This window comes from Hyphomonas sp. (genome assembly GCF_018402285.1).
Taxonomy (GTDB): domain Bacteria; phylum Pseudomonadota; class Alphaproteobacteria; order Caulobacterales; family Hyphomonadaceae; genus Hyphomonas.
In genome coordinates this window covers 39,816-59,856 of sequence record NZ_JAGYJH010000001.1, presented here as the reverse complement: position 1 = coordinate 59,856, position 20,041 = coordinate 39,816, and the positions used below count along the sequence as shown (strand labels likewise).

The following is a 20,041-nucleotide window of genomic DNA, read 5'->3' as shown; positions in this document are numbered from 1 at the left end:
CGGAACGCCCATCAGGATCAGAGGGCGATGTTGCCTCGCACGGGGATGGCCGTGGTGGATTTCAGCTCGCCCAAGGTCGCGGTGGAATTGACGTTCTCCACGCCCGGCAGGTTCAGCAGGAAATCCATCAGGAACTCCTGATACCATTTCATCGACTTGGCGAGGATCTTCATCATCAGGTCCATCTCGCCGAAGATCGAATAGCATTCGAGGATTTCCGGCGTGTTCTGGACCTTGCGAAGGAAGATTTCCCGGTCCTTCTCCGACAGCCGCGCGACTTTGACATAGGCGAAGATGTGCAGGCCGTAGCCGAGCTTTTCGCGGTCCAGGATTGCGACCTGCTGGCGGATGTAGCCCTCGTCCTTCAGCCTTTGCAGACGGCGCCAGCAGGGCGATTGGGACAGGCCAACAATGTCTGCCAGCTCCACGGTGGAGACTGAACAGTCCTTCTGGAGCTGTTCAAGGATCTTGATATCAAATATCGACAGTTCTTCGCTCATCGCAATAGATTAGCCAACCTGATGAAAATTACAACATTAGGAATGTTGGTGTGAAACAATCGTGCTGAAAACTATGCGGTGATGATTTGCGCGGCCTGATGAGCGGGCAATGACGCGCCTCCGGCGATGGCGCGCGCCGGATTGCCTGCCTGCAGGAAGCTCGGGGTAGCCTCCAGCGCCAGCGGGCGCCTTGCACCGTATTGGCGTCCATGCGCAGACAGAGGATGCGCCGGCCGGTGAGTTGCCGGTCGATCCCTATGAGATGACAAACGAGAATGCCGGGGCAACCCCATCGCGAGCGAGAGCCTCAAGAGGTATTCGGCAGCGAAGAGGGCGTTGCAAGTATCGTCGACACCATGGTGGGCATCAGCCTTGAGGATTCCCGGATGGCCGAAATCCTGATGGCCAGCGACCTTGTGCGCCTGCGCCGGACCCTCAAGGAGCAGTTCTGCTGCATTCTCGCTGGCCCGTGCGACTACACCGGCCGGGACATGGCCTCGTCGCACAAGGACCACGGCATCACGAACCGTGAGTTCAATGCGCTGGTCGAGAACCTCCAGCTTGCGATGAACAGGGAGGGCGTGCCCTTCCGTGCGCAGAACAAGCTGCTGGCCAAGCTTGCGCCGATGCAGCGGGATGTGGTGACGCGCTAATCGCCCTGGGGGGCGATTGCCAGCCTCCGGCCAGCTGATAAGCTTCCTCCTGCAGGGCGGCAGACCCTGGGGAGGAAGTAGCATGAAATCAAGATCTGGCGCCTTGCTGGCAGGGTTGGTTCTGAGCGCGGTGACGGCTGGCTGCAGCGCCCGTCCGGATGTGCAGCAGGCGCCGCCGCTGGCAGAAGCAAAGGCTGCAGGCTGGACCCTGATTGAGCCTGGCGGCGATACGCTTTGCGCGACGGGAACACCCTTTCGCTTTCATGTGCGCCAGGGTGATCCGGAGCGGGTGATGATTTTCCTGAATGGGGGAGGGGCCTGCTGGAGCGGTGACCTTTGCGATCTGGCCACCGAGCCTACCCCCTACACCCCGTTCGCAGACATGGAGTCCAACCAGCCAGACCAGCTGGACGGTGTGTTCGACAACAGGGCGGCCGGCAATCCCTTCGCCGGCTGGACCCAGGTTTTTGTACCTTACTGCACGGGGGATGCCCATCTCGGCGCCAGGGACGCCACCTATAAGACCTCGGCTGGAGCCGATGTGATGATCCATCACCGGGGCAAGACGAATGTCCAGGCGGCGCTTGAATGGGTGTATGCCAACCAGGCCGCGCCTGAACGCGTGTTTGTGACGGGAGGTAGCGCCGGTGCCATTGCCTCGCCCTACTATGCCGGTCTTGTCTCAGAACATTATCCGCAGGCAGAGGTGATCCAGCTGGCGGATGGCGCGGGCGGCTATCGCTCTCCCGGGATTTCCGGCGTGCTTGAAGCCTGGGGCGCATTTGAAGCCCTTCCGGACTGGCCGGAGTTTGCCTCTGTCGAGCGCGCAACAGCGACAACTGAGGACTTCTTCCGCGTCACGGCCGCGCGGTATCCGGATTTACAGCTGGCGCGCTTCGACAATGTCGATGACGAAGTTCAGCAGAGCTTCCTGGGGCTTTTGGGAACCGGCGAACCTGTCCGCGCTCTGCTGGCCGCCAACTCGGCTGATCTGGCGCGCGATATTGCAGGCATAAGAACATTCTCGGCGCCCGGTATGGGGCACACCGCGTTGCGATACGGGGTGATGTACTCGACCGAGGCCGAAGGGGTGCAACTCGCCGATTGGGTGCGCGACCTCGCCGAAGGGCGCCCCGTCAAAACCGTCTCGTGCGAGCGGGACAACAGCTGCGATTGACCTTGGCCGTTCAGCTGAGGCGCTGAAGCACTTTCTCGCGGCCGATCAGGGGCAGGATGGCACTCATTTCCGGCCCGTGCTCGGCGCCGGTGAGGGCCTTGCGCAGCGGCATGAACAAGCTGCGTCCCTTGCGGCCCGTCGCCGTTTTCAGCGCGCTGGTCCAGGCGCTCCAGCTTTCCGGGGTGAGGGCGCCCTCGGGAAGATGCGCGCCGGCGCCGGAGATGAACTCGCGGTCTTCCTCTGCCACCAGCGGGGCGGGCGCGCCGAAGACCATATCGACCCATGCTTTCGCATCGGCCACGAAGGTGCAGTTTTCGCGCACGGCCAGCCAGAACGGCTCTGACGCGGCGCGGGCATCCAGGGTGATCAGCCGTTCACGGACGGATTCAAACGGCATCGCATGCACCAGAGCGGCGTTGAGGGCATGCAGGTCGTCATCGTCGAACCGGGCCGGGGCGCGGCCTATTTTCGAGAAGGCGAACTCTTCGCAGAGCTGCTCCAGTGTGCTGCGCGCCTCGATATTGTCGGAGGTGCCGAGCTTGGCGAGGTGGCTGCAGATGGCCATCGGCTCGAAACCGCGCGCCCGAAGCTCGCCCATCGAGAGCGAACCGATGCGCTTTGAGAGGGCTGCGCCGTCAGCGCCGATCAGCAGAGGCGTGTGGGCCATCTCGGGTGCCTTGCCGCCGAGCGCCATGAAGATCTCGATCTGGGCGCCGGAATTGGTGACATGGTCCTCGCCGCGCACGACATGGGTGATGCCGGCCTCGATGTCGTCGACGACCGAGGGAAGGGTGTAGAGATAACTGCCATCCTCGCGAATGAGGATCGGGTCAGAGACAGAAGAGGTGTCGATGCTCTGCGGCCCGCGCACGAGGTCGTGCCATTCCACGCGCTCGCCCGAAAGCTTGAAGCGCCAGTGGGGTTTGAGGCCCTTGGCCTCCAGTTCGGCGCGGTCTTTCTCGGTCAGCTGAAGGGCGGCGCGGTCATAGACCGGCGGGCGGCCCCGGGACTGGGCGATCTTGCGTTTTACGTCGAGTTCCTCGGCCGTTTCGTAGCAGGGATAGAGCAGACCCATGGCCCGCAGCTTGTCGGCAGCAGCGTCATAGACGGCGAAGCGGTGGGACTGGTTGAACGTGTCGTCCCATGTCAGGCCGAGCCAGGTGAGGTCGACTTTCAGAGCGTCTTCGTTCTCGGCTGTGGAGCGCTCCAGATCCGTGTCGTCGATGCGGAGGATGAACTTGCCCTGCTGCCCACGTGAAAACATCCAGTTAATCAGGGCAGTACGCACATTACCGACATGCAGACGGCCAGTGGGCGAGGGCGCAAAACGAACAACGGGGCGGGTCATGGGCGGCGGCTTTCTAGTTCCGGAAAGCGGCTTGAGACATCAAATCGCGGCAAAAGCCAAGCGTCACGGTCATATTCTTGCTATTGTTGTGGTTCACCTCCATTTCTAGCGGAAGGTTTGGGAGCAGCATATGCGATTCGGCTGGATTGTTTCGGCGGCCCTTTTTGTGGCGGCCTGTGGACAGAGCGACGTAACCCCGCAGGCGGGCAGCGAGGGCGCAGCGGCGGCCGATGCGGCAGCGGCGTCAGGCACCGAGGCCGACAGCGCCCCGGAGGCCCCGCCGACAGATTACGCAGCTCTGTCGGGCTATGATGCCAGCTGGTTCCTCAGCCCCGGCTGGCCGGGCGAGTATCCGCCGGGATTTGCCGTGCTGGACGCCGATGTGCGGGTGCCGGCGCGGGCTCGGCCCAACCCGACTGATCCGCAGGACATTACCTGCCTCCTGCCCCATTACGCCAATTACCAGCTGTGGAACAACACCCGCAACGATGCTGACGATCTAGATTATTTCGTGGCGACCAAGAAGCTGCCCGTAACCGTTCTTGAGGATGCCGAGGTCGAGTTCGTGGGCAATGCAGGCATCGAGACGCTGCCCCTGAAAGCGGGCGATGTGCTGACCTATCTGCGCTATATCGGTGAGGGGTTCACGGTGATGAGCTTCAACGGGCGCGAGTTCGATATCAATGAAGGCGAGCTGCGCGAGATTACCGATATCGGCGCGCTGGAAAATGAAGAGGACCTCTGGGTCCGCGTAACATGCCTGGGTGGCAAGCAGGCCTGGTTGCTGTTTGACGAAGCGGTGCTTGAGCCAGGCATCTACCCCTCCCCGATTACCGGCTATGGCGACGCCAAGGACATCCGTCCCGAGGAGGTCGAGACCGTGCGCGAGATGATGGCCCTCGATGCCTTCGGGCTGGACCCGACCGCTTCGACTGTCGAGCCGCCGCCGGTCGAGTGACCGCCTGCCACCGAACTAATCGTCCCTGAAGCGGTTGGTGATCGGATAGCGCCGGTCGCGGCCGAAATTCTTCCCGCCGACTTTCACGCCCGGAGGAGCCTGTCGGCGCTTGTATTCGGCGATGTAGACGAGATGTTCGATGCGACGCACGGTGGCTGCGTCATGGCCGCGGGCGAGGATGTCGTCCAGGTCTTCTTCAAGGTCCACCAGCCCGCGCAGGATATCGTCCAGCACGTCATAGGGCGGCAGGGAGTCCTCGTCCTTCTGGTCTTCGCGCAGCTCTGCTGACGGAGGCTTGGTGATGATCCGTTCCGGGATGACTTCACCGGCCGGGGCGAGCGCGTCTTTCGGATGGACGGCATTGCGCCATTTCGACAGCTCGAACACTTCGGTCTTGTAGAAGTCCTTCAGGGCGTTGTAGCCCCCGCACATGTCGCCATAGAGCGTGGCATAACCAACGGCCATTTCGCTCTTGTTGCCGGTGGTGACGACCATCTGGCCGAACTTGTTGGAGAGGGCCATCAGCGTGACCGCGCGCAGGCGGGACTGGATATTTTCTTCCGTGATGTCGGGCTTGGTGCCGGCGAAGGCATCGCCGAGCATTTCACCGAGCGCTTCAACGCCGGGGTGGATGTTGATCGTGTCATAGCGGCAGCCGAGGGCTTCTGCGCAGGCCTTTGCGTCTTCGAGGCTGTGGCTGCTGGTATATCTCGACGGCATCATCACGCACCAGACTTTGTCCGGCCCAAGAGCATCTGCGGCGATGGCGGCGGTGATGGCCGAGTCGATGCCGCCTGACATGCCGAGGACAACGCCGGGGAACCTGTTCTTGCGGACATAATCGCCGAGCCCCTGCATGGCGGCCCGGTATTCGGCGTGCCAGCCTTCAAGGTCTGCCGCGCAGCTCTGGCCAAGGCCGGAGAACAGCTTCGTGGACGGATCGAACTCGACCAGCGCGGTGCCTGTCTCGAACTGGCCGACGAGGCCGCAGCGTTCGCCGTGTGTGCTGTTGGTGGCAAAGGAGGCGCCATCGAAGACGAGCTCGTCCTGGCCGCCCATCTGGTTGACGAAGAGGTAGGGCAGTTTGAGGTCTGCCCAGCGGTCGAAGGCGGCCGCGCGCTCGGCCTGGATGGCGCGGCGCCAGGGCGAGGCGTTGGGCACGATGAGCAGCTCTGCGCCGGCAGCATGGGTGGCGCGGGGCACGCGCTCCAGCCAGATGTCTTCGCAGATGGCGACGCCGATGCGCACGCCGTGCAGCTCGACCACCAGAGGCGGGCCTTCGCCCGGCGTGTAGTGGCGCTTCTCGTCGAACACGCCGTAATTTGGCAGCTCGCGCTTGTCATAGCGCGCCTTGATGAGGCCGCCGCCGAGGAAGCAGGCCGAATTGTAGAGCCGGCCGCTCTCTGACCAGGGCGTGCCGATGAGGATGGCCGGGCCGCCTTTGGTTTCCTCCGCCAGCGCGCGGACCGCCTCCATCGACTGGTCGACGGCCGAAGGTTTCAGTACGAGGTCTTCGGCGGGGTAGCCGAGGAGGAAATGCTCGCTGAGCACGAGGAGATGGGCGCCCTTTTCGCGGGCCTCGCCATAGGCCTGCCGCGCAAGCGCCAGATTGCCTTTGATGTCGCCCACGACGGGGTTCAGCTGGGCGGCCAGAATGCGTAGATTATTGCTCATGATGAGCATTTAGGATGATGCGCAGGGGATGTCATCAGGGGATGCGCCCGCTTCATGCGCCTTTGGCCGGGCGGGTGGCGCCCGGGGGTGGGGGTGGGGTTGCGGAGTGGGCGGCCTCGCCCGCCGCGCACCCGGCGAGAGCCCGCAGGTCTCTCGCGCTCTTGGGTGAAAGGCAGCGCGACGGCTGATCCTCCGAGCCCCTCAATCTTGTGACCTCTCGTGAAAGAGGCGGACCAGTCGGGGTTCTCTGCCGGCTTTTGGTCCGGCTTGCCCGGGTCAAAATCCCTGGAGAGTGGCTGGAGCGTAAAACCCGCCCGCTCCCGTCCTGCCGGGCCTGCCCGGGCGGATAAGCGTACACTGACTTTCTTCCAGAGCGTGGATTCCCGAAGGCTTTGGAAGCAGGAACCTGTTTGACACGATGATCCTTGTCCCTTTTGCCGGCCACTGCTTCTGCATGCTGGGTCCTAGCCGAGACCGCCCATCAGCGTGTATTTTATGTCGAGATAATCGCTGACGCCATATTTTGAGCCCTCGCGGCCGAAGCCGCTTTCCTTGCGGCCGCCAAAGGGGGCGACGGCGGTGGAGATGAGGCCCTCATTCATGCCGACGATGCCATAGTCTAGCGCGGCGGAGACGCGAAACGCGCGGGCGAGATCTTTTGTATAGGCGTAAGCGGCAAGGCCGAATTCGGTGTCGTTGGCCATGGCGATGGCCTCTTCCTCATCCGTGAAGCGCAAGAGGGCGGCGACGGGGCCGAAGGTTTCTTCCCGCGCGATACGGGCTGTGGCGGGAACGTCCAGCAGGAGGGTCGGCTCGAAGAAGGTGCCGCCCAGTTCGTGCGGCTTGCCGCCGAGGGCGATGCGGGCGCCTTTCAGGAGGGCGTCCTGTATATGGGCTTTGACGGTTTCGACAGCGTCTTCATCGATGAGCGGGCCCTGATCTGTGCCCTCGTCCATTCCATTGCCGACTTTCAGTTTCGCGATGGCGGCAGCAAGCTTTTCGGCAAAGGCGTCGTAGATGCTGTCCTGCACCAGGAAGCGGTTGGCGCAGACGCAGGTCTGGCCGGAATTGCGGAACTTCGAGGCGATGGCGCCTTCGACGGCGGCATCCAGATCTGCGTCATGAAAGACGAGGAAAGGGGCATTGCCGCCAAGCTCCAGGCTGAGGCGTTTGAGGGTGGAGGCGCTTTGCTGCATCAGTTTCTTGCCCGTTTCGGTCGAGCCGGTGAAGCTGACCTTGCGGACCTTGGGGTTGCTGGTGAGTTCGCCGCCGATGTCGCCGGCTGAGCCTGTGACGATCGAGAGGACGCCGGGTGGGATGCCGGCGCGTTCGGCGAGGGCTGCTATCGCGAGGGCGGTGAGCGGGGTGGCGGAGGCGGGTTTGACGACCATGGCGCAGCCGACCGAGAGGGCCGCGCCGGCCTTGCGGGCGATCATCGCGGCGGGGAAGTTCCAGGGGGTAATCGCTGCTGCAACGCCCAAAGGTTCGTGGGTGACGAGGATGCGGGCGCCCTGTTTGTGGGCGGGGATGATGTCGCCATAGGTGCGGCGGGATTCTTCGCTGAACCATTCGATGAAGGAGGCGGCGTAGGCGATTTCGCCTTTGGATTCGGAGAAAGGCTTGCCCTGTTCGGCGGTCATGATCGCAGCAAGATCGGCCTGGTTTTCCATAAGGAGATCAAACCACTGGCGCAGGATTTGGGCGCGCTTGTCCGCCAGGAAGCCGGCCCATTCCGGGAAGGCTTTGGCGGCCGCGTCAATGGCGGCGCGGGTTTCATCGGCGCCCATTTTCGGGACGGCGGCGAGGAGGTCTCCGGTGGCGGGGTTCTTGACGTTGAACGTCGCGCCGGAGGTGGCGGGGCGCCACTTGCCGCCGATGAAAGCGTCCGTTTTCAGGAGCGAGGAATCCTTGAGTTTCAGCGGCATGAGGCAATCTCCGGCGGGACTTATCCAACAGTCTGAGGCGGTTATAGTTCCCTGATAGCTGCATTGCGACCTGCCGGGCTGACGCGCTGGCAGGTGGTGACGCGGGCGGTTCGGACAGGTACACGGGGGGCTGCCAAAACAGGACAAATCCGGGACACTTCCGGGCAGAAACGGACACGCATGAAACGCCCTCTCGACGGCATCCGCATCCTCTCGGTGGAGCAGTACGCGGCAGGCCCCTATGGCACCCAGCTGCTTGCTGACCTTGGCGCCGAAGTGATCAAGATCGAGTGCCGGGAACTGGGCGGGGATGTCTCGCGGGGGCTCGGGCCTTACTTCCTGGGCGGGGGGGACAGCGACTTCTTCCAGACCTTCTCGAAGGGGAAGAAGTCGGTTGATCTGGACCTCAAGGACGGGGCTGACCGGGAGGCGTTCCTGCGCCTTGTGAAGACAGCGGACGCCGTTGCCAACAATCTGCGCGGGGACCAGCCGGGGAAGCTCGGCATCGACTATCCGTCGCTGAAGGACGTGAACCCTGCGATCGTGTGCGCGCACCTGTCTGCTTACGGGCGAGACAATTCGCGGGCAGGCTGGCCGGGCTATGATTACCTCATGCAGGCAGAAGCGGGCTTCATGATGGTGACGGGAGAGCCGGAAGGGCCGCCGGTCCGGGCGGGGCTGTCGATCATCGACTTCCACACCGGCAGCCATCTGGCGGTGGCGCTGCTGGCCGGGATCGTCAGCGCGCAGCGCACGGGCGAGGGATGCGATATGGATGTGAGCCTCTTTGATACGGCCGTGCATCAGCTCTCCTATCCGGCGACCTGGTATCTCAACCGGGGGCATGAGACGCGGCGCCTGCCGCGCGGCAGCCACCCCTCGATTGCGCCGAGCCAGCTGGTGAAGACCGGGGATGGCTGGGGCCTCCTGATGTGTCAGACGCCGAAATTCTGGGACATCTTCTGCGAGCTGACAGGAGCGGGGCATCTGAAAGCCGATGCGCGGTTTGCCAGCATTGCAGACCGTCACAGGAACCTCGAAACGCTGACACCGCTGCTGGACGAAGTGCTCAGCCAGCGGACGAGCGCGGAGTGGACGGGGCTGTTTGCCGGGCGGGTTCCATTTGCGCCGGTGCTGGACGTGAAGGCGGCGCTGGATAATCCGTATCTGGAGGAGATTGGTATGATCGAAACAGTGGCGCATGAGGCGCGGCCCGATGGCGTGCGCACGGTGGCCTCACCCTTCCGGGTGAATGGCGAGCGGCCCGTCGCAACGCGCGCGCCGAAGCTTGGCGAGCAGGACACTGAGATACTGGGAGGAAGCCATGAGGGATAACAAATCAGCCACGGCTGCCCCGCCGGTAAGTGTTGGCCGCAGGCTGAAGGTCTGGCACACGCGGATCGAGACGGAGGCGGGCAAGCTGATTGTGCTGACCACCCAGTCTCAGATGAACCTCTAGAAGGAACCTTTATGAAACTCGATGGCCTGAAAGTTCTCGATCTCTCCGCGTTCCTTCCCGGGCCGCACATGACGATGATGATGGCCGACCATGGCGCGGACGTGATCATGGTGGAGCCGGCCAATGGCGTGGGCGAGCCGGTGCGGGAGATTGGGGAGACGACGCCCGACGGGTGGAGCGTGTGGTTTCGCAATGTGGCACGCGGCAAGCGCAGCCTGAAGCTGAACCTGAAGGACCCTGCGGGCGTGGAGCTGCTGCTGAAGCTGGCCGAGCAGGCGGATGTGTTTGTCGAAGCATTCCGCCCCGGCGTGGTGAAGCGTCTGGGCGTGGGATATGAGGCAGTTTCGGCGAGGAACCCCAAGATTGTCTACTGCTCCATCTCCGCCTTCGGGCAGGAGGGGCGTCATGCGCAGAAGCCTGCGCATGATCTGGTGGTGCAGGCGATGACGGGGTTCATGGATCTGGGCCGGGGGCTGAGCGACAATGAACCCGCGCCGCCGGGGATTGCGTTTGCCGACGCCTCCTCCTCCCTCATGGCGCTTTCTGGTATCCTTATGGCCCTGTACCGGCGTACCCAGACCGGCGAGGGCGATTATATCGACATGTCGATGTATGACGCCGCCATTGCCTGGACGCCGAATATCCTGGGGCCGACATTTGGCAAGAATGAAGCGCCCAGACCGCGCCAGATGCGCAGTTTTGGAGGGGCGGCGATGAATTCCATCTATCGAACATCCGATGACGGATTTGTGGTGATCGGTGGATCGGAAGTGAAATTTGCGGAGAATTTGCTCGCGGCGCTGGGGCGAGTGGACCTTCTGCCCTATGCGAAGATACCGCCCGGGGACGGGCAGGAGCCGCTGAAAGCGTATTTCCGCGAGACGTTTGCGACCGAGCCGCTGGCCCATTGGGAGGCGTTTCTGCAGCCAGTGGATTGCTGCTGGGCGGCGGTGCGTGACCTCAAAGCCGCCTTTGATGATCCGTTTACGGCAGAGCGGGGCATGGTGTTCACCGATACTGACGGAAACCGGCATGTGGGTCCGCCGATCCGCTTTGCGAAGGAGCCGCCAGAACCCAATCCGAAGCTCGCAAGCTATGGCGAGCATTCGGAGGCGATTGCGCGGGAGGCGGGGCTGAGCGCAGCGGAGGCGGCGGCGCTGAAGGCGCGAGGCGTGATCTGACTAGATCCGCCTGCGCATCGCTTCCCACTCTTCGGCCAGCATGGGTCGGTGCCGGGGGTCTGCAATTGCGATGAGCGCGTCGGCGCGGGCTTCCATGCTTTTGCCGCGCAGGCGGGCGGCGCCGTATTCGGTGATGACGACGTCCATATCCGTGCGCATGACGGTGACGGCGTTGGGAGGCAAACGCGGGACGATTCGGCTGATTTCGCCGCCCTTGGCGGTGGCCATCAGGGCGGTGATGGCGAGGCCGCCTTCGGAGAGGGCCGCGCCGCGCAGGAAGTCGTTGAGGCCGCCTTGCCCGGCGACCTGGCGCCCGCCGATGAATTCGGCGTTGGCCTGGCCGAAGAGGTCAATCTCTATGACGGAGTTGATGGCCCGAAGGCGCGGGACCGCGGCAAGCGCGCCGGCGAAATGGGTTCTCGAGACGGGGTGGAAGTGGACGCGGGGCTCAGTTGCCATCCGCTCGTAAAGGGCGCGGGTGCCGGTTGCGACGCCGGTGTCGACGCGCAGGGCGGGGTCAGCCTCCAGCATGCCCAGAACGGGATCGGAGATCATGCCGGAATAGATGGAAAGGCCGCGCCGGCCCCTGAGGGCGGAGAGGATCGCCTGCTGCACATTGCCGACGCCGAACTGGAGCGTGTCGCCTTCATCGACGAGGGCGGCGATATGGCCGGCGATGGTCTGGAAGGCGGGCGGCAGGGGGCTGGTGGCGAGTTCGATCAGCGGATGATCATCCTCCGCCAGCTGAGCAAAAACCGAGAGCGGGATTTTTGGCGAATTCGGGGGCGCGGGCATGTGCGGATTGATGATGGCAAAGATCGGCACGTCACGGCGCTGGAAGATGAGCGGGGAGAAATCCGGGCTGACACCGAGGGAGACGTTGCCGTCTGCATCTGGCGGGGAGACGAGGACGGCGGCGCCGTGGAGCGGCGTGCTGGCCATCCACTGCCAGGCCTGGCTGTAGGACATCGGCAGGAACCGCGTGCGGCCAGCCTCATAGGAGGGGCGCTGGGCAGGGGGCAGGAAGATCGTCTCGGCGTAGGCGTTGTTATGGAAGCCGGCCCAGTCGGTGAAGTTGAGGCCCGCGATCCAGGCGCCGAGGAAAGTAAGGCCGCTGGTAAGCTCGGGCTCTGCCTTGAAGAGGCGGGCAAGGCCAAGGGGCTCGCCGCTGGCGCCCCCGACATAGAGGCGGGCCTGCGCGGGAAGACGGTGGCGGAAGGTCTCGAACGCTTCGGCGAGGCTGGGATAGGGCACAGGGGTCAGTCTTCCTCGGGCGGCTCGACCGCGTTCATCCAGGCGAAGAGGGGCTTCAAGGGGAGGATCCAGAGAGTGCCGGCGAGGATGTAGAGGGGCATCTGGAGCCAGCCGGAAAGGGCGCCGATCTGACCGCTCAGGGAGCCGATGGCCACGATATAGATGACGAGCCAGGCGAGCATGGCCAGCATGGCGATGGGCTTTCGCGGGTTCTGCATGGGTTCGTAATCGTCCTTTCCCGGGCGGCCTGCGACCACAGCGACCCTTGATCGGCGCGCGCGTCAAGTGATCTAGGCTTCATGAGCACAAACGCAATTTCTCCCGTTGCCGCAGGCTGGATACGCCGCTGGCTGATCCTTCTGGCCCTGATGGTCTATGCGATCATCCTGGTGGGCGGGGCGACGCGCCTGACCGATTCCGGGCTTTCCATAACAGAGTGGCGTCCTGTCAGCGGCGCGCTGCCGCCGATGAGCGAGGCGGCATGGCTGGCCGAGTTCGAGAAGTACCGGTCGACGACGCAATACCAGTTTCAGAATGCCGGCATGTCGATGGGCGAGTTCCAGTTCATTTACTGGTGGGAGTGGGGACACCGGCAGATCGCGCGTCTGATCGGGCTTGTGGCGGTGGCCGGGTTTGCGGTCTTCGCGGCGCGGCGCTGGCTGGGGCAGGGGCTTGCCTGGAAGCTTGCCGGGCTGATTGCGCTGGGCGGGCTGCAGGGGGCGATCGGCTGGTGGATGGTGGCGAGCGGTATTGGCGAGACCGAGCGGGTGTCGGTCGCGCCTTACCGGCTGATGACGCACTTTACCCTGGCGCTGCTGATCCTGGCGTTTATCACCTGGCTGTGGCTGGACCTTGGGCGGCAGCAGCGGGCCGGGGCGCCAAAAGCGGCGCGGCAGGCGGCGCTGGCGCTGATGGTGCTGATCTTTGTGCAGATGGCGGCGGGCGCGCTTGTGGCGGGGCTCGATGCGGGGCGGACCTATACCGACTGGCCGCTGATGGCGGGGGAGGTATTTCCCGCTCATTATATGCACGCCGATCTGGGCGTGCGGAGCCTGTTTGAGGGGCGGGAGGCGACGCAGTTCAATCACCGCCTGCTTGCCTACATTCTCTGGGCAGGAAGCCTTGTGGCGGCGTGGGCGTTCCGGAAGAGCACCCTCAGCCGGGAGTTCGCGTTCCTGGCGGTGCTGGTTTCGGCGCAAGCGGTCTGGGGCATTCTCACGCTGGTGAACGCCGCGCCGATGGGGCTGGCGCTGGTGCATCAGGGCCTCGGCGTGGTGATCACGCTGTGGGCCGTCTACACGGTCTGGCGTGCAGGCGGCCCGAGAGCGCACAACGCTTACTGCAGCGTGATGACGCTGGGATCGACGAAGACGACCTGATGGGTGCCGTCGCTGGTTTCGCCGGCGATGACGACGACGCCGCCCGGATACCCGCCGGCCGGCAGGGTGCCATGGGCGGTGACGGCGGTGGGGCTGTCGGGCGCGGTGATGGTGATGCCGTCGCGGACAGCGATATCATTGGTAGTCATGCCAAGATCGGTAGAGATCTGCAGCTGACCGCCTTCCTCGATCGAGAGAAGGGCCGAGTTTTCCCCGCGCGTCAGCGAGGCGGACGCGGCAGAGCGCGGTGACGCGATCAGCGTGTCATAGGCAAAGACGCAGGACGTGACCGGGAAACCGGCCTCGGTGGCGGCTTCTTCGGTCCAGGACAGTTCATCGCCGGACTGGCTTACGATGCCGGTGCGCAGGGTACGGTTGTCCGAGATGGTCCAGTAGGCGAGGCGCATCAGGCCCTGCGAGCCGGCCTCGCCGGTACAGAGGCCTTCGACCATGCGCTCTTCGGGAATGGGCAGGTCGATCTGGGCCGGACCGAGCAGGCCGCTGCCGAAGACATACGCCTTAAGGGTGCCCTCCTCGGTCACGCCCGGGAAGATCGTAAGCTGGGCGCCTTCGATGCTGGCCGAGCGGCCATCGGCCAGATCCTTGAGATGGAACCGTGCCGGTTCGCCCAGCCGCTCGCCTTCCATGTCAAAAAATTCAAGGCCGCCAGCGTCATAAGCGACCGCCAGAATGGCTCCGGAGCCCGAAGAGAGCGCCACATCGCGGATTTCGCCCTGCAAAGGACGGGTCGACCAGACCGCTGGAAGCTCAATTTGTCCTGAAATTACAGGAGCTTGATCAGGATCAGCGGTGGGTGCCTCTTGCCGTCCACAGGCGCTTACCGCAAAAAGCAGGCTAAGCCCGGCGGCTGCGTTGACAAAGGGAAACGCGGCGCTTAAACGCCAGCCCTTAATTTGCATTCCTGGAACTCCGAAAGTAGAGGCTCTGAGCAGAGCGATGAAAACGTATAACGCACCCGTAGGGGTAGAGAACAAGTGGGTCGTGATCGACGCGTCTGACGTCGTTGTCGGACGGCTTGCTTCTTACGTCGCCAAACGCCTTCGCGGCAAGCACCGCCCTGACTTTACTCCGCATGTCGATACTGGCGATCACATCGTCGTTATCAATGCCGAGAAGGCTGTGTTCACCGGCAACAAGCTGGCCGACAAGGTTTATTACCGCCACACCGGCTATCCGGGCGGTATCAAGTCGACCACCGCTGGCAAGATCCTTTCCGGACGCTTCCCGGAGCGCGCGATCGAAATGGCTGTCAAGCGCATGATGCCGCGCGAAAGCACGCTGTCGCGCAAACAGTTCGGCAAGCTGCGCGTTTACGCCGGCGCTGATCACCCGCACACTGCACAGGCGCCTGAAGTCGTCGACTTCAAGGCGATGAACCGCAAAAACTCGAAAACGGCCTGATAAACATGACCGACACCTCCAACTCGCTGCAAGACCTTGGCACCATGACGGGCGCGCCTTCTGCTCAGCCGGTTAAATCCGTTGAGCCCAAGATCGATGCCCAGGGCCGCGCCTATGGCACTGGCCGCCGCAAGGAAGCCACTGCCCGCGTCTGGATCAAGCGCGGCACTGGCAAGATCATCATCAACGGTCGCGACCAGGAGCAGTATTTCGCTCGTCCGGTTCTGCGCATGGTGATTGCCCAGCCTCTGATCGAAGCTGGCCGCGCAAGCGAGTTTGACGTGATCGCGACTGTCAAGGGCTCGGGCCTCATGGGCCAGGCCGGCGCGGTCCGCCACGGCATCTCCCGCGCTCTGGTTGCTTATGAGCCCGGCCTTCGCGCCGTGCTCAAGCCGTTCGGCTTCATGACCCGCGACCCGCGCGTCGTCGAGCGCAAGAAGTACGGCAAGGCGAAAGCCCGCCGCAGCTTCCAGTTCTCGAAGCGCTAATCGCAGCAGCATATCCAATGTCTGGCGGGCGCTTCGGAAACGAAGCGCCCGTTTGTTTTTGCCCTTGTTTTCGCGGAGGGGCGCCATGATCCCCAAGGTTTTCATTGATGGCGAGGCCGGGACGACCGGGCTTCAGATTGCCGAGCGGCTGAAGGGCCGCAAGGATCTGGAGCTGATCTCGATCCATGCCGACAAGCGCAAGGATGTCGAAGAGCGGGCGCGCCTGATCAACAAGGCCGATGTGGTGATCCTCTGCCTGCCCGACGATGCCTCGCGGCTGGCCGCCAGCCTGGTTTCCAATCCCAACACCGTCATCATCGACGCCTCCACCGCTCACCGGATTTCGCCGGGCTGGGTGTATGGCTTTGCCGAGATGGACAGGGGCCAGCGCGCGGCGATTGCTGCGGCCAAGCGGATCTCCAATCCCGGATGCTATCCCACCGGCTTCATTGCGCTTGTGCGCCCTCTTGTGGCAGCCGGGATCCTTCCTGCCAGCTGGCCGGTGAGCGTGAACGCCGTGTCGGGCTATTCGGGCGGCGGCAAGCCGATGATCGCCGAATTTGAAGAGCGCCAGACGCAGGATAACTTCCGCATCTACGGCCTCGGCCAGCAGCACAAGCATCCGCCGGAAATGAAGAAGTTCACCGGCCTCTCGCACCTGCCCATGTTTACGCCTGCTGTCGGCCGGTTTGCGCAGGGGATGATCGTGGAAGTGCCGCTGCCGCTCTGGGCGTTGCCGGGCAGTCCGAAACGCAAGGACATCCACAAGGCATTGACGGGGGCCTATGCGGGCGAAGCGTTCGTGAAGGTTGTTCCGCTCACGGACGGCGACGCGCTGAAGGGGCTCGATGCAGAAGGCTGCAACGACACCAACCGGCTGGAGATCTATGTCTTCGGGACAGATGAGCAGGCGCGGCTTGTGGCGCGGCTGGACAATCTGGGCAAAGGGCGCCTCGGGCGCGGCGGTGCAGAATCTGAACATTGCGCTGGGGCTGGACGAGGGCGCGGGGCTGGTCGCCTAGAGCGCCGGCAGCTTTATGTCTTCGAGGCGGACCTTGACATAGGTGCCGGGTGCAGCGCCGAGGCCCATGTCCTTGGGCTTCACGGCCTTGACCTTGCGGCCGGATTTCGGCTTCAGCCAGGCCCACCAGCTGGGCCACCAGCTGCCTGGGGTTTCGGTGGCGGTCTGCAGCCAGTCGGCGGCGGTTGCCGGATCGAGGCTGTCATTGGTCCAGTGCTGGTATTTCTTAGCATCGGGATGGTTGACCACGCCGGCGATATGTCCGGACCCGGACAGTACAAAAGTGGTGTCGCCGCCAAATCGCCTGGCCGAGCGGTAGACGCTTTCAAACGGGACGATGTGATCGTCCTTTGAGGCCTGCAGCATCACGGGGATCTGGATGTTGGCCATGTCGATCTTCTCTCCGAGGACGGTGTATTCGCCGCGGGCGAGGCGATTTTCCGCATAACATTCAGAGAGGTAGCGCTTGTGGACGGGGCCGGGGATATTGGTCTGGTCGGCATTCCAGTAGAGCAGGTCGAACGGGCGGGGCTCCTTGCCCAGCATGTACTGGTCGATGACATAGCGCCAGACGAGATCAATCGGGCGGAGCCAGTTGAAGGTCTCGTACATGTCCTTGCCGGGCATGATGCCGCCGTGATTGTCGATGATGCCGTAGACATAGTCCCGGCCCGGACCATCAGTGAAGACTTTCAGGTCTCCGGCGAGTTCAAAGTCCGACTGCGAGGCGAAGAAAGTGGCCGAGTCGATCTTCTTGTAACCGGTGGCGGCCATGTGGGCGAGGGTGGAGGTTAGCAGCGTGCCGCCGATGCAGTAGCCGACCGCATTGAGGCTCTTGGCGCCCGATGCCTGCAGGGCGGCTTCGACGGCGGCATAGATACCCCTTTTGGCGTAGTCGTCCCAGGTGTAGTCTTTTGTCACGCCATCGGCCGAACGCCAGGAGACGACGAAAACCGTCAGCCCACGGTCGACCAGCCAGCGTATCATCGAGTTCTTTTCCTGCAGGTCCAGGATGTAGAACTTGTTGATCCAGGGCGGGAAGATCAGCAGCGGCTTGGAGTAGACGGTTTCCTGCGTGGGCGCATACTGGATGAGTTCGATCAGGTCATTGCGGAAGACGACCTGGCCGGGCGCTGTGGCGATGTTTTCACCAAGCTTGAAGGGGGTTTCGTCGGTCTGGGTGATGTGCAGCTTGCCGCCGCCCTTGCGGATGTCTTCGCGGGCCATGCGGATGCCGGCGAGCACGCTTTCCCCGCCGCTCTCGATAAAGGCTTTGAGCGCGGCCGGGTTGGAGCCGAGGAAGTTTGTCGGCGAGAGGCTGTCGGTGAGCAGTTGCATGAAGAATTTGGCGCGCAGGTGGATCGGCTCTTCCAGGCCGGGCGCGCGGTCAGCCAGGCTCATCATCCAGCGGGCGTTGAGGTCATAGGCCTTGCGGATGAACTTGAAGCCTGGATTCGTCTGCCATTCGGGATCGGCGAAGCGCTTGTCCTTCTCGGGCCTGGGCTCGGCAGAGAGGGTTTCGGTGACCATCTCCTGCCAGAGGCCCATCCAGCCCTGCATCAGGTCCATGTTGGCCTGCATCAGCGCCATGGGGTTCTGCGCCAGGCTCATGCCGACCTTGCCGAAGGCGTCGGCCGCGCCCATGGGGTCGCCCTGGGAGACGGTGCCAAGGGGGCCCGAGCCAGTGAGCACTTCAGTAAGGAGGGCCTGGGATTCGGTGTTTGCCAGCGCCAGTGTGGTCATCAGCACTTGCAGATGTGCGGGGTCCTGCGCCATCAGCAGGGATGCGATGGAAGGTGTCTCAGACGCTGGTATGTTGTTTCCGCCCATGTGTCGTAGTTTCGCCCGCTTCTTTGGGCTTATCTATCCTTCAGAATGTTTGTCATTTAATGAGCTTAACCATGAAAAACACGGCGATTCCCCTCCTGATTGTGCCTTTGCTGCTCATTGCGGGATGTTCATCTTCGTATGCGAAGGTGCGGGAAGCCGTTAACAGCGCGCCGGCCTGGTATGGCGAGCGGCGGACGGAAATCCGGGGCGAAGGCTATCCGGAGCTTTCGGAGCTGCCTGTGGTTGATCCCGGCAACGTGCCCGGGACCGCCCTGCGCGCGCGCGCAGGCAAGGGCGAGGATCTGGTGGCGGCCTTTGCAGGCCCCCGAGCTAGCGTGGCGGTGGGCGGAGCCGAGGAAATCCGCGCCATCGCCGACAGCATGATTGAGGGGTTTGGCGACATTCCGCCGGAATCCGATTTCCTCACCCAAGCCGAAGTCGCTGCTATCCGCAGCCAGTTCAATGTTCCCCGCGTCACACAAGACGACTATTGAGACCTCTGAAAATGAACACCGACTTTCACAAGATCCGGCGCCTTCCGCCTTACGTGTTTGAACAGGTGAACCGCACGAAAGCGGCGCTGCGCGCCAGGGGCGCAGACATCATAGACCTTGGCATGGGCAATCCGGACCTGCCGACGCCCAAGCATATCGTCGACAAGCTGATCGAGACGGCACGCAAGCCGGACGTGAACGGCTATTCCGCCTCGCGCGGCATCCCCGGCCTGCGCCGGGCGCTGACCGATTATTACAAGCGCCGCTTTGGCGTCACGCTCGACAAGGACCGGGAGGTGATTGTCACGCTCGGCTCCAAGGAGGGCTTTGCCAACCTGGCGCAGGCCATCTCTGCGCCAGGCGACGTGATCCTGGCGCCAGACCCGTCTTATCCGCTGCACCATTTCGGCTTCATCATTGCCGGGGCCTCGATCCGCGGCGTCCCGGCGCATACACCCGAGCAATACCTGTCCAATCTTGGCCGGGCCGTGAAGTATTCCGTGCCCCCGCCAACCGCGATGGTGCTCTGCTTCCCGTCGAACCCGACGGCGGCGGTGTGCGATCTCGACTTCTACAAGGAAGCGGTGAAGTTCGCGAAGAAGCATGACCTCTGGGTGCTGTCGGACCTTGCCTATAACGAGATCTATTTCGAGGAGCCGACCCCTTCGATCCTGCAGGTGGACGGAGCAAAGGACATCGCGGTGGAGTTCACCACGATGTCGAAGACCTATTCCATGGCCGGTTGGCGGATGGGCTTTGTGGCGGGCAATGAGAAGCTCGTCGGCGCGCTGGCACGCGTGAAATCCTATCTCGATTATGGCGCCTATACGCCGATCCAGGTGGCCGCTGTGGCTGCGCTTGACGGCCCGCAGCAATGCGTGGACGAGACCCGCGCGATCTATAAAGGCCGCCGCGACGTGCTGGTCGACAGCTTCACGCGCGCGGGCTGGCCCGTGCCGAGCCCGAAGGCCTCGATGTTTGCCTGGGCGCCGATCCCGGAACAGCTGCGCCATCTGGGCAGCCTTGAGTTTGCGTTGCAGCTGATCAACGAAGCGCATGTGGCTGTGGCGCCGGGCGCTGGCTTTGGCGAGCATGGGGATGATTATGTCCGCATCGCGCTCGTTGAGAATGAACAGCGCATCCGCCAGGCGGGCCGCAACATCCGTAAGTTCCTCGCTTCGCGCGGCGTGAAGGAGATCAAGCCGGTTGTGGCGGCTGCGGAGTAATTCGTAAGGGTGCATTCAGCGCAGCGCAATGCACCGCATTGCGACGGTGGAC

At 63.4% G+C, this 20,041-nt stretch carries 19 protein-coding genes and 1 pseudogene; 12 read left to right on the top strand and 8 right to left on the bottom strand.

What is annotated here, in order from left to right; genetic code table 11:
* Window positions 1-17 precede the first annotated feature (17 nt).
* The gene (locus KG722_RS00300) at window positions 18-500 is read right to left on the bottom strand and encodes an Lrp/AsnC family transcriptional regulator (RefSeq protein ID WP_213268411.1); all 483 of its coding nucleotides are present in this window, start codon (window positions 498-500) and stop codon (window positions 18-20) included.
* Between the two features lie 275 nt (window positions 501-775).
* Between KG722_RS00300 and KG722_RS00295 the strand changes: the two genes are divergently transcribed.
* Window positions 776-1,153 (top strand): group 1 truncated hemoglobin, encoded by a 378-nt coding sequence (locus KG722_RS00295; RefSeq protein WP_213268410.1) that lies wholly within the window; start codon window positions 776-778, stop codon window positions 1,151-1,153.
* 82 nt (window positions 1,154-1,235) lie between these two features.
* Entirely contained in the window at window positions 1,236-2,330 is a 1,095-nt protein-coding gene (locus tag KG722_RS00290; protein WP_213268409.1) for a pectin acetylesterase-family hydrolase, read from the top strand.
* A gap of 10 nt (window positions 2,331-2,340) precedes the next feature.
* On the opposite strand, the gene gltX is transcribed toward KG722_RS00290, so the two are convergent.
* On the bottom strand, window positions 2,341-3,678 hold the full coding sequence (gene gltX / locus KG722_RS00285; RefSeq protein ID WP_213268408.1) for a glutamate--tRNA ligase: 1,338 nt from the start codon (window positions 3,676-3,678) through the stop codon (window positions 2,341-2,343).
* 130 nt (window positions 3,679-3,808) lie between these two features.
* On the opposite strand from gltX, the gene KG722_RS00280 reads away from it, so the two are divergent.
* The gene (locus tag KG722_RS00280) at window positions 3,809-4,636 is read left to right on the top strand and encodes a hypothetical protein (RefSeq protein ID WP_213268407.1); all 828 of its coding nucleotides are present in this window, start codon (window positions 3,809-3,811) and stop codon (window positions 4,634-4,636) included.
* 15 nt (window positions 4,637-4,651) lie between these two features.
* Here the strand turns inward: KG722_RS00280 and KG722_RS00275 are convergent, their stop codons facing one another.
* Both KG722_RS00275 and KG722_RS00270 read right to left on the bottom strand, forming a co-directional pair.
* Window positions 4,652-6,310, bottom strand: a complete 1,659-nt coding sequence (locus KG722_RS00275) for an NAD+ synthase (protein ID WP_300998106.1) — start codon at window positions 6,308-6,310, stop codon at window positions 4,652-4,654.
* A gap of 464 nt (window positions 6,311-6,774) precedes the next feature.
* Window positions 6,775-8,229 carry a succinate-semialdehyde dehydrogenase gene (locus tag KG722_RS00270; RefSeq protein ID WP_213268571.1) on the bottom strand — a complete coding sequence of 485 codons (1,455 nt, stop codon included), beginning with the start codon at window positions 8,227-8,229 and terminating at the stop codon, window positions 6,775-6,777.
* 186 nt (window positions 8,230-8,415) lie between these two features.
* On the opposite strand from KG722_RS00270, the gene KG722_RS00265 reads away from it, so the two are divergent.
* From KG722_RS00265 to KG722_RS00260, 3 genes are read left to right on the top strand one after another with little or no spacing between them, the layout of a single operon-like run.
* The gene (locus KG722_RS00265; RefSeq protein WP_213268405.1) at window positions 8,416-9,570 is read left to right on the top strand and encodes a CoA transferase; all 1,155 of its coding nucleotides are present in this window, start codon (window positions 8,416-8,418) and stop codon (window positions 9,568-9,570) included.
* Window positions 9,560-9,694 (top strand): hypothetical protein, encoded by a 135-nt coding sequence (locus KG722_RS14850; protein ID WP_300998104.1) that lies wholly within the window; start codon window positions 9,560-9,562, stop codon window positions 9,692-9,694. Before KG722_RS00265 ends, KG722_RS14850 begins: the two co-directional genes overlap by 11 nt.
* A gap of 11 nt (window positions 9,695-9,705) precedes the next feature.
* Window positions 9,706-10,875: a CoA transferase gene (locus KG722_RS00260; protein ID WP_213268404.1), complete on the top strand. Its 1,170-nt coding sequence runs from the start codon at window positions 9,706-9,708 to the stop codon at window positions 10,873-10,875.
* Here the strand turns inward: KG722_RS00260 and KG722_RS15305 are convergent, their stop codons facing one another.
* Complete coding sequence (locus tag KG722_RS15305) at window positions 10,876-12,129, bottom strand: acetyl-CoA hydrolase/transferase C-terminal domain-containing protein (RefSeq protein WP_213268403.1); 1,254 nt, start codon at window positions 12,127-12,129, stop codon at window positions 10,876-10,878. It lies immediately after the preceding gene.
* Between the two features lie 5 nt (window positions 12,130-12,134).
* Window positions 12,135-12,347 carry a DUF2842 domain-containing protein gene (locus tag KG722_RS00250; protein ID WP_213268402.1) on the bottom strand — a complete coding sequence of 71 codons (213 nt, stop codon included), beginning with the start codon at window positions 12,345-12,347 and terminating at the stop codon, window positions 12,135-12,137.
* Between the two features lie 81 nt (window positions 12,348-12,428).
* Between KG722_RS00250 and KG722_RS00245 the strand changes: the two genes are divergently transcribed.
* Entirely contained in the window at window positions 12,429-13,508 is a 1,080-nt protein-coding gene (locus tag KG722_RS00245; RefSeq protein ID WP_213268401.1) for a COX15/CtaA family protein, read from the top strand.
* Here KG722_RS00245 and KG722_RS00240 read toward each other — a convergent pair.
* Window positions 13,466-14,227 (bottom strand): hypothetical protein, encoded by a 762-nt coding sequence (locus KG722_RS00240; RefSeq protein ID WP_213268400.1) that lies wholly within the window; start codon window positions 14,225-14,227, stop codon window positions 13,466-13,468. The genes KG722_RS00245 and KG722_RS00240 overlap by 43 nt on opposite strands.
* A gap of 238 nt (window positions 14,228-14,465) precedes the next feature.
* On the opposite strand from KG722_RS00240, the gene rplM reads away from it, so the two are divergent.
* From rplM to argC, 3 genes and pseudogenes are all read left to right on the top strand, one after another.
* The gene (gene rplM / locus KG722_RS00235) at window positions 14,466-14,930 is read left to right on the top strand and encodes a 50S ribosomal protein L13 (protein WP_213268399.1); all 465 of its coding nucleotides are present in this window, start codon (window positions 14,466-14,468) and stop codon (window positions 14,928-14,930) included.
* Window positions 14,931-14,974: 44 nt separating this feature from the next.
* Window positions 14,975-15,418 (top strand): 30S ribosomal protein S9, encoded by a 444-nt coding sequence (gene rpsI / locus KG722_RS00230; protein WP_213268569.1) that lies wholly within the window; start codon window positions 14,975-14,977, stop codon window positions 15,416-15,418.
* 85 nt (window positions 15,419-15,503) lie between these two features.
* Window positions 15,504-16,440 (top strand): annotated as a pseudogene (gene argC / locus KG722_RS00225) (N-acetyl-gamma-glutamyl-phosphate reductase).
* On the opposite strand, the gene phaC reads toward argC, so the two are convergent.
* Window positions 16,437-18,269, bottom strand: a complete 1,833-nt coding sequence (gene phaC, locus KG722_RS00220) for a class I poly(R)-hydroxyalkanoic acid synthase (protein ID WP_213268398.1) — start codon at window positions 18,267-18,269, stop codon at window positions 16,437-16,439. The pseudogene argC and the gene phaC sit on opposite strands and share 4 nt — an antisense overlap.
* Window positions 18,270-18,340: 71 nt before the next feature.
* Here phaC and KG722_RS00215 point away from each other — a divergent pair, with 71 nt between their 5' ends.
* Window positions 18,341-18,763: a hypothetical protein gene (locus tag KG722_RS00215; protein WP_213268397.1), complete on the top strand. Its 423-nt coding sequence runs from the start codon at window positions 18,341-18,343 to the stop codon at window positions 18,761-18,763.
* A gap of 11 nt (window positions 18,764-18,774) precedes the next feature.
* Window positions 18,775-19,989, top strand: coding sequence for an LL-diaminopimelate aminotransferase (locus tag KG722_RS00210; protein WP_213268396.1), 1,215 nt, complete (start codon window positions 18,775-18,777; stop codon window positions 19,987-19,989).
* Window positions 19,990-20,041: the final 52 nt, after the last annotated feature.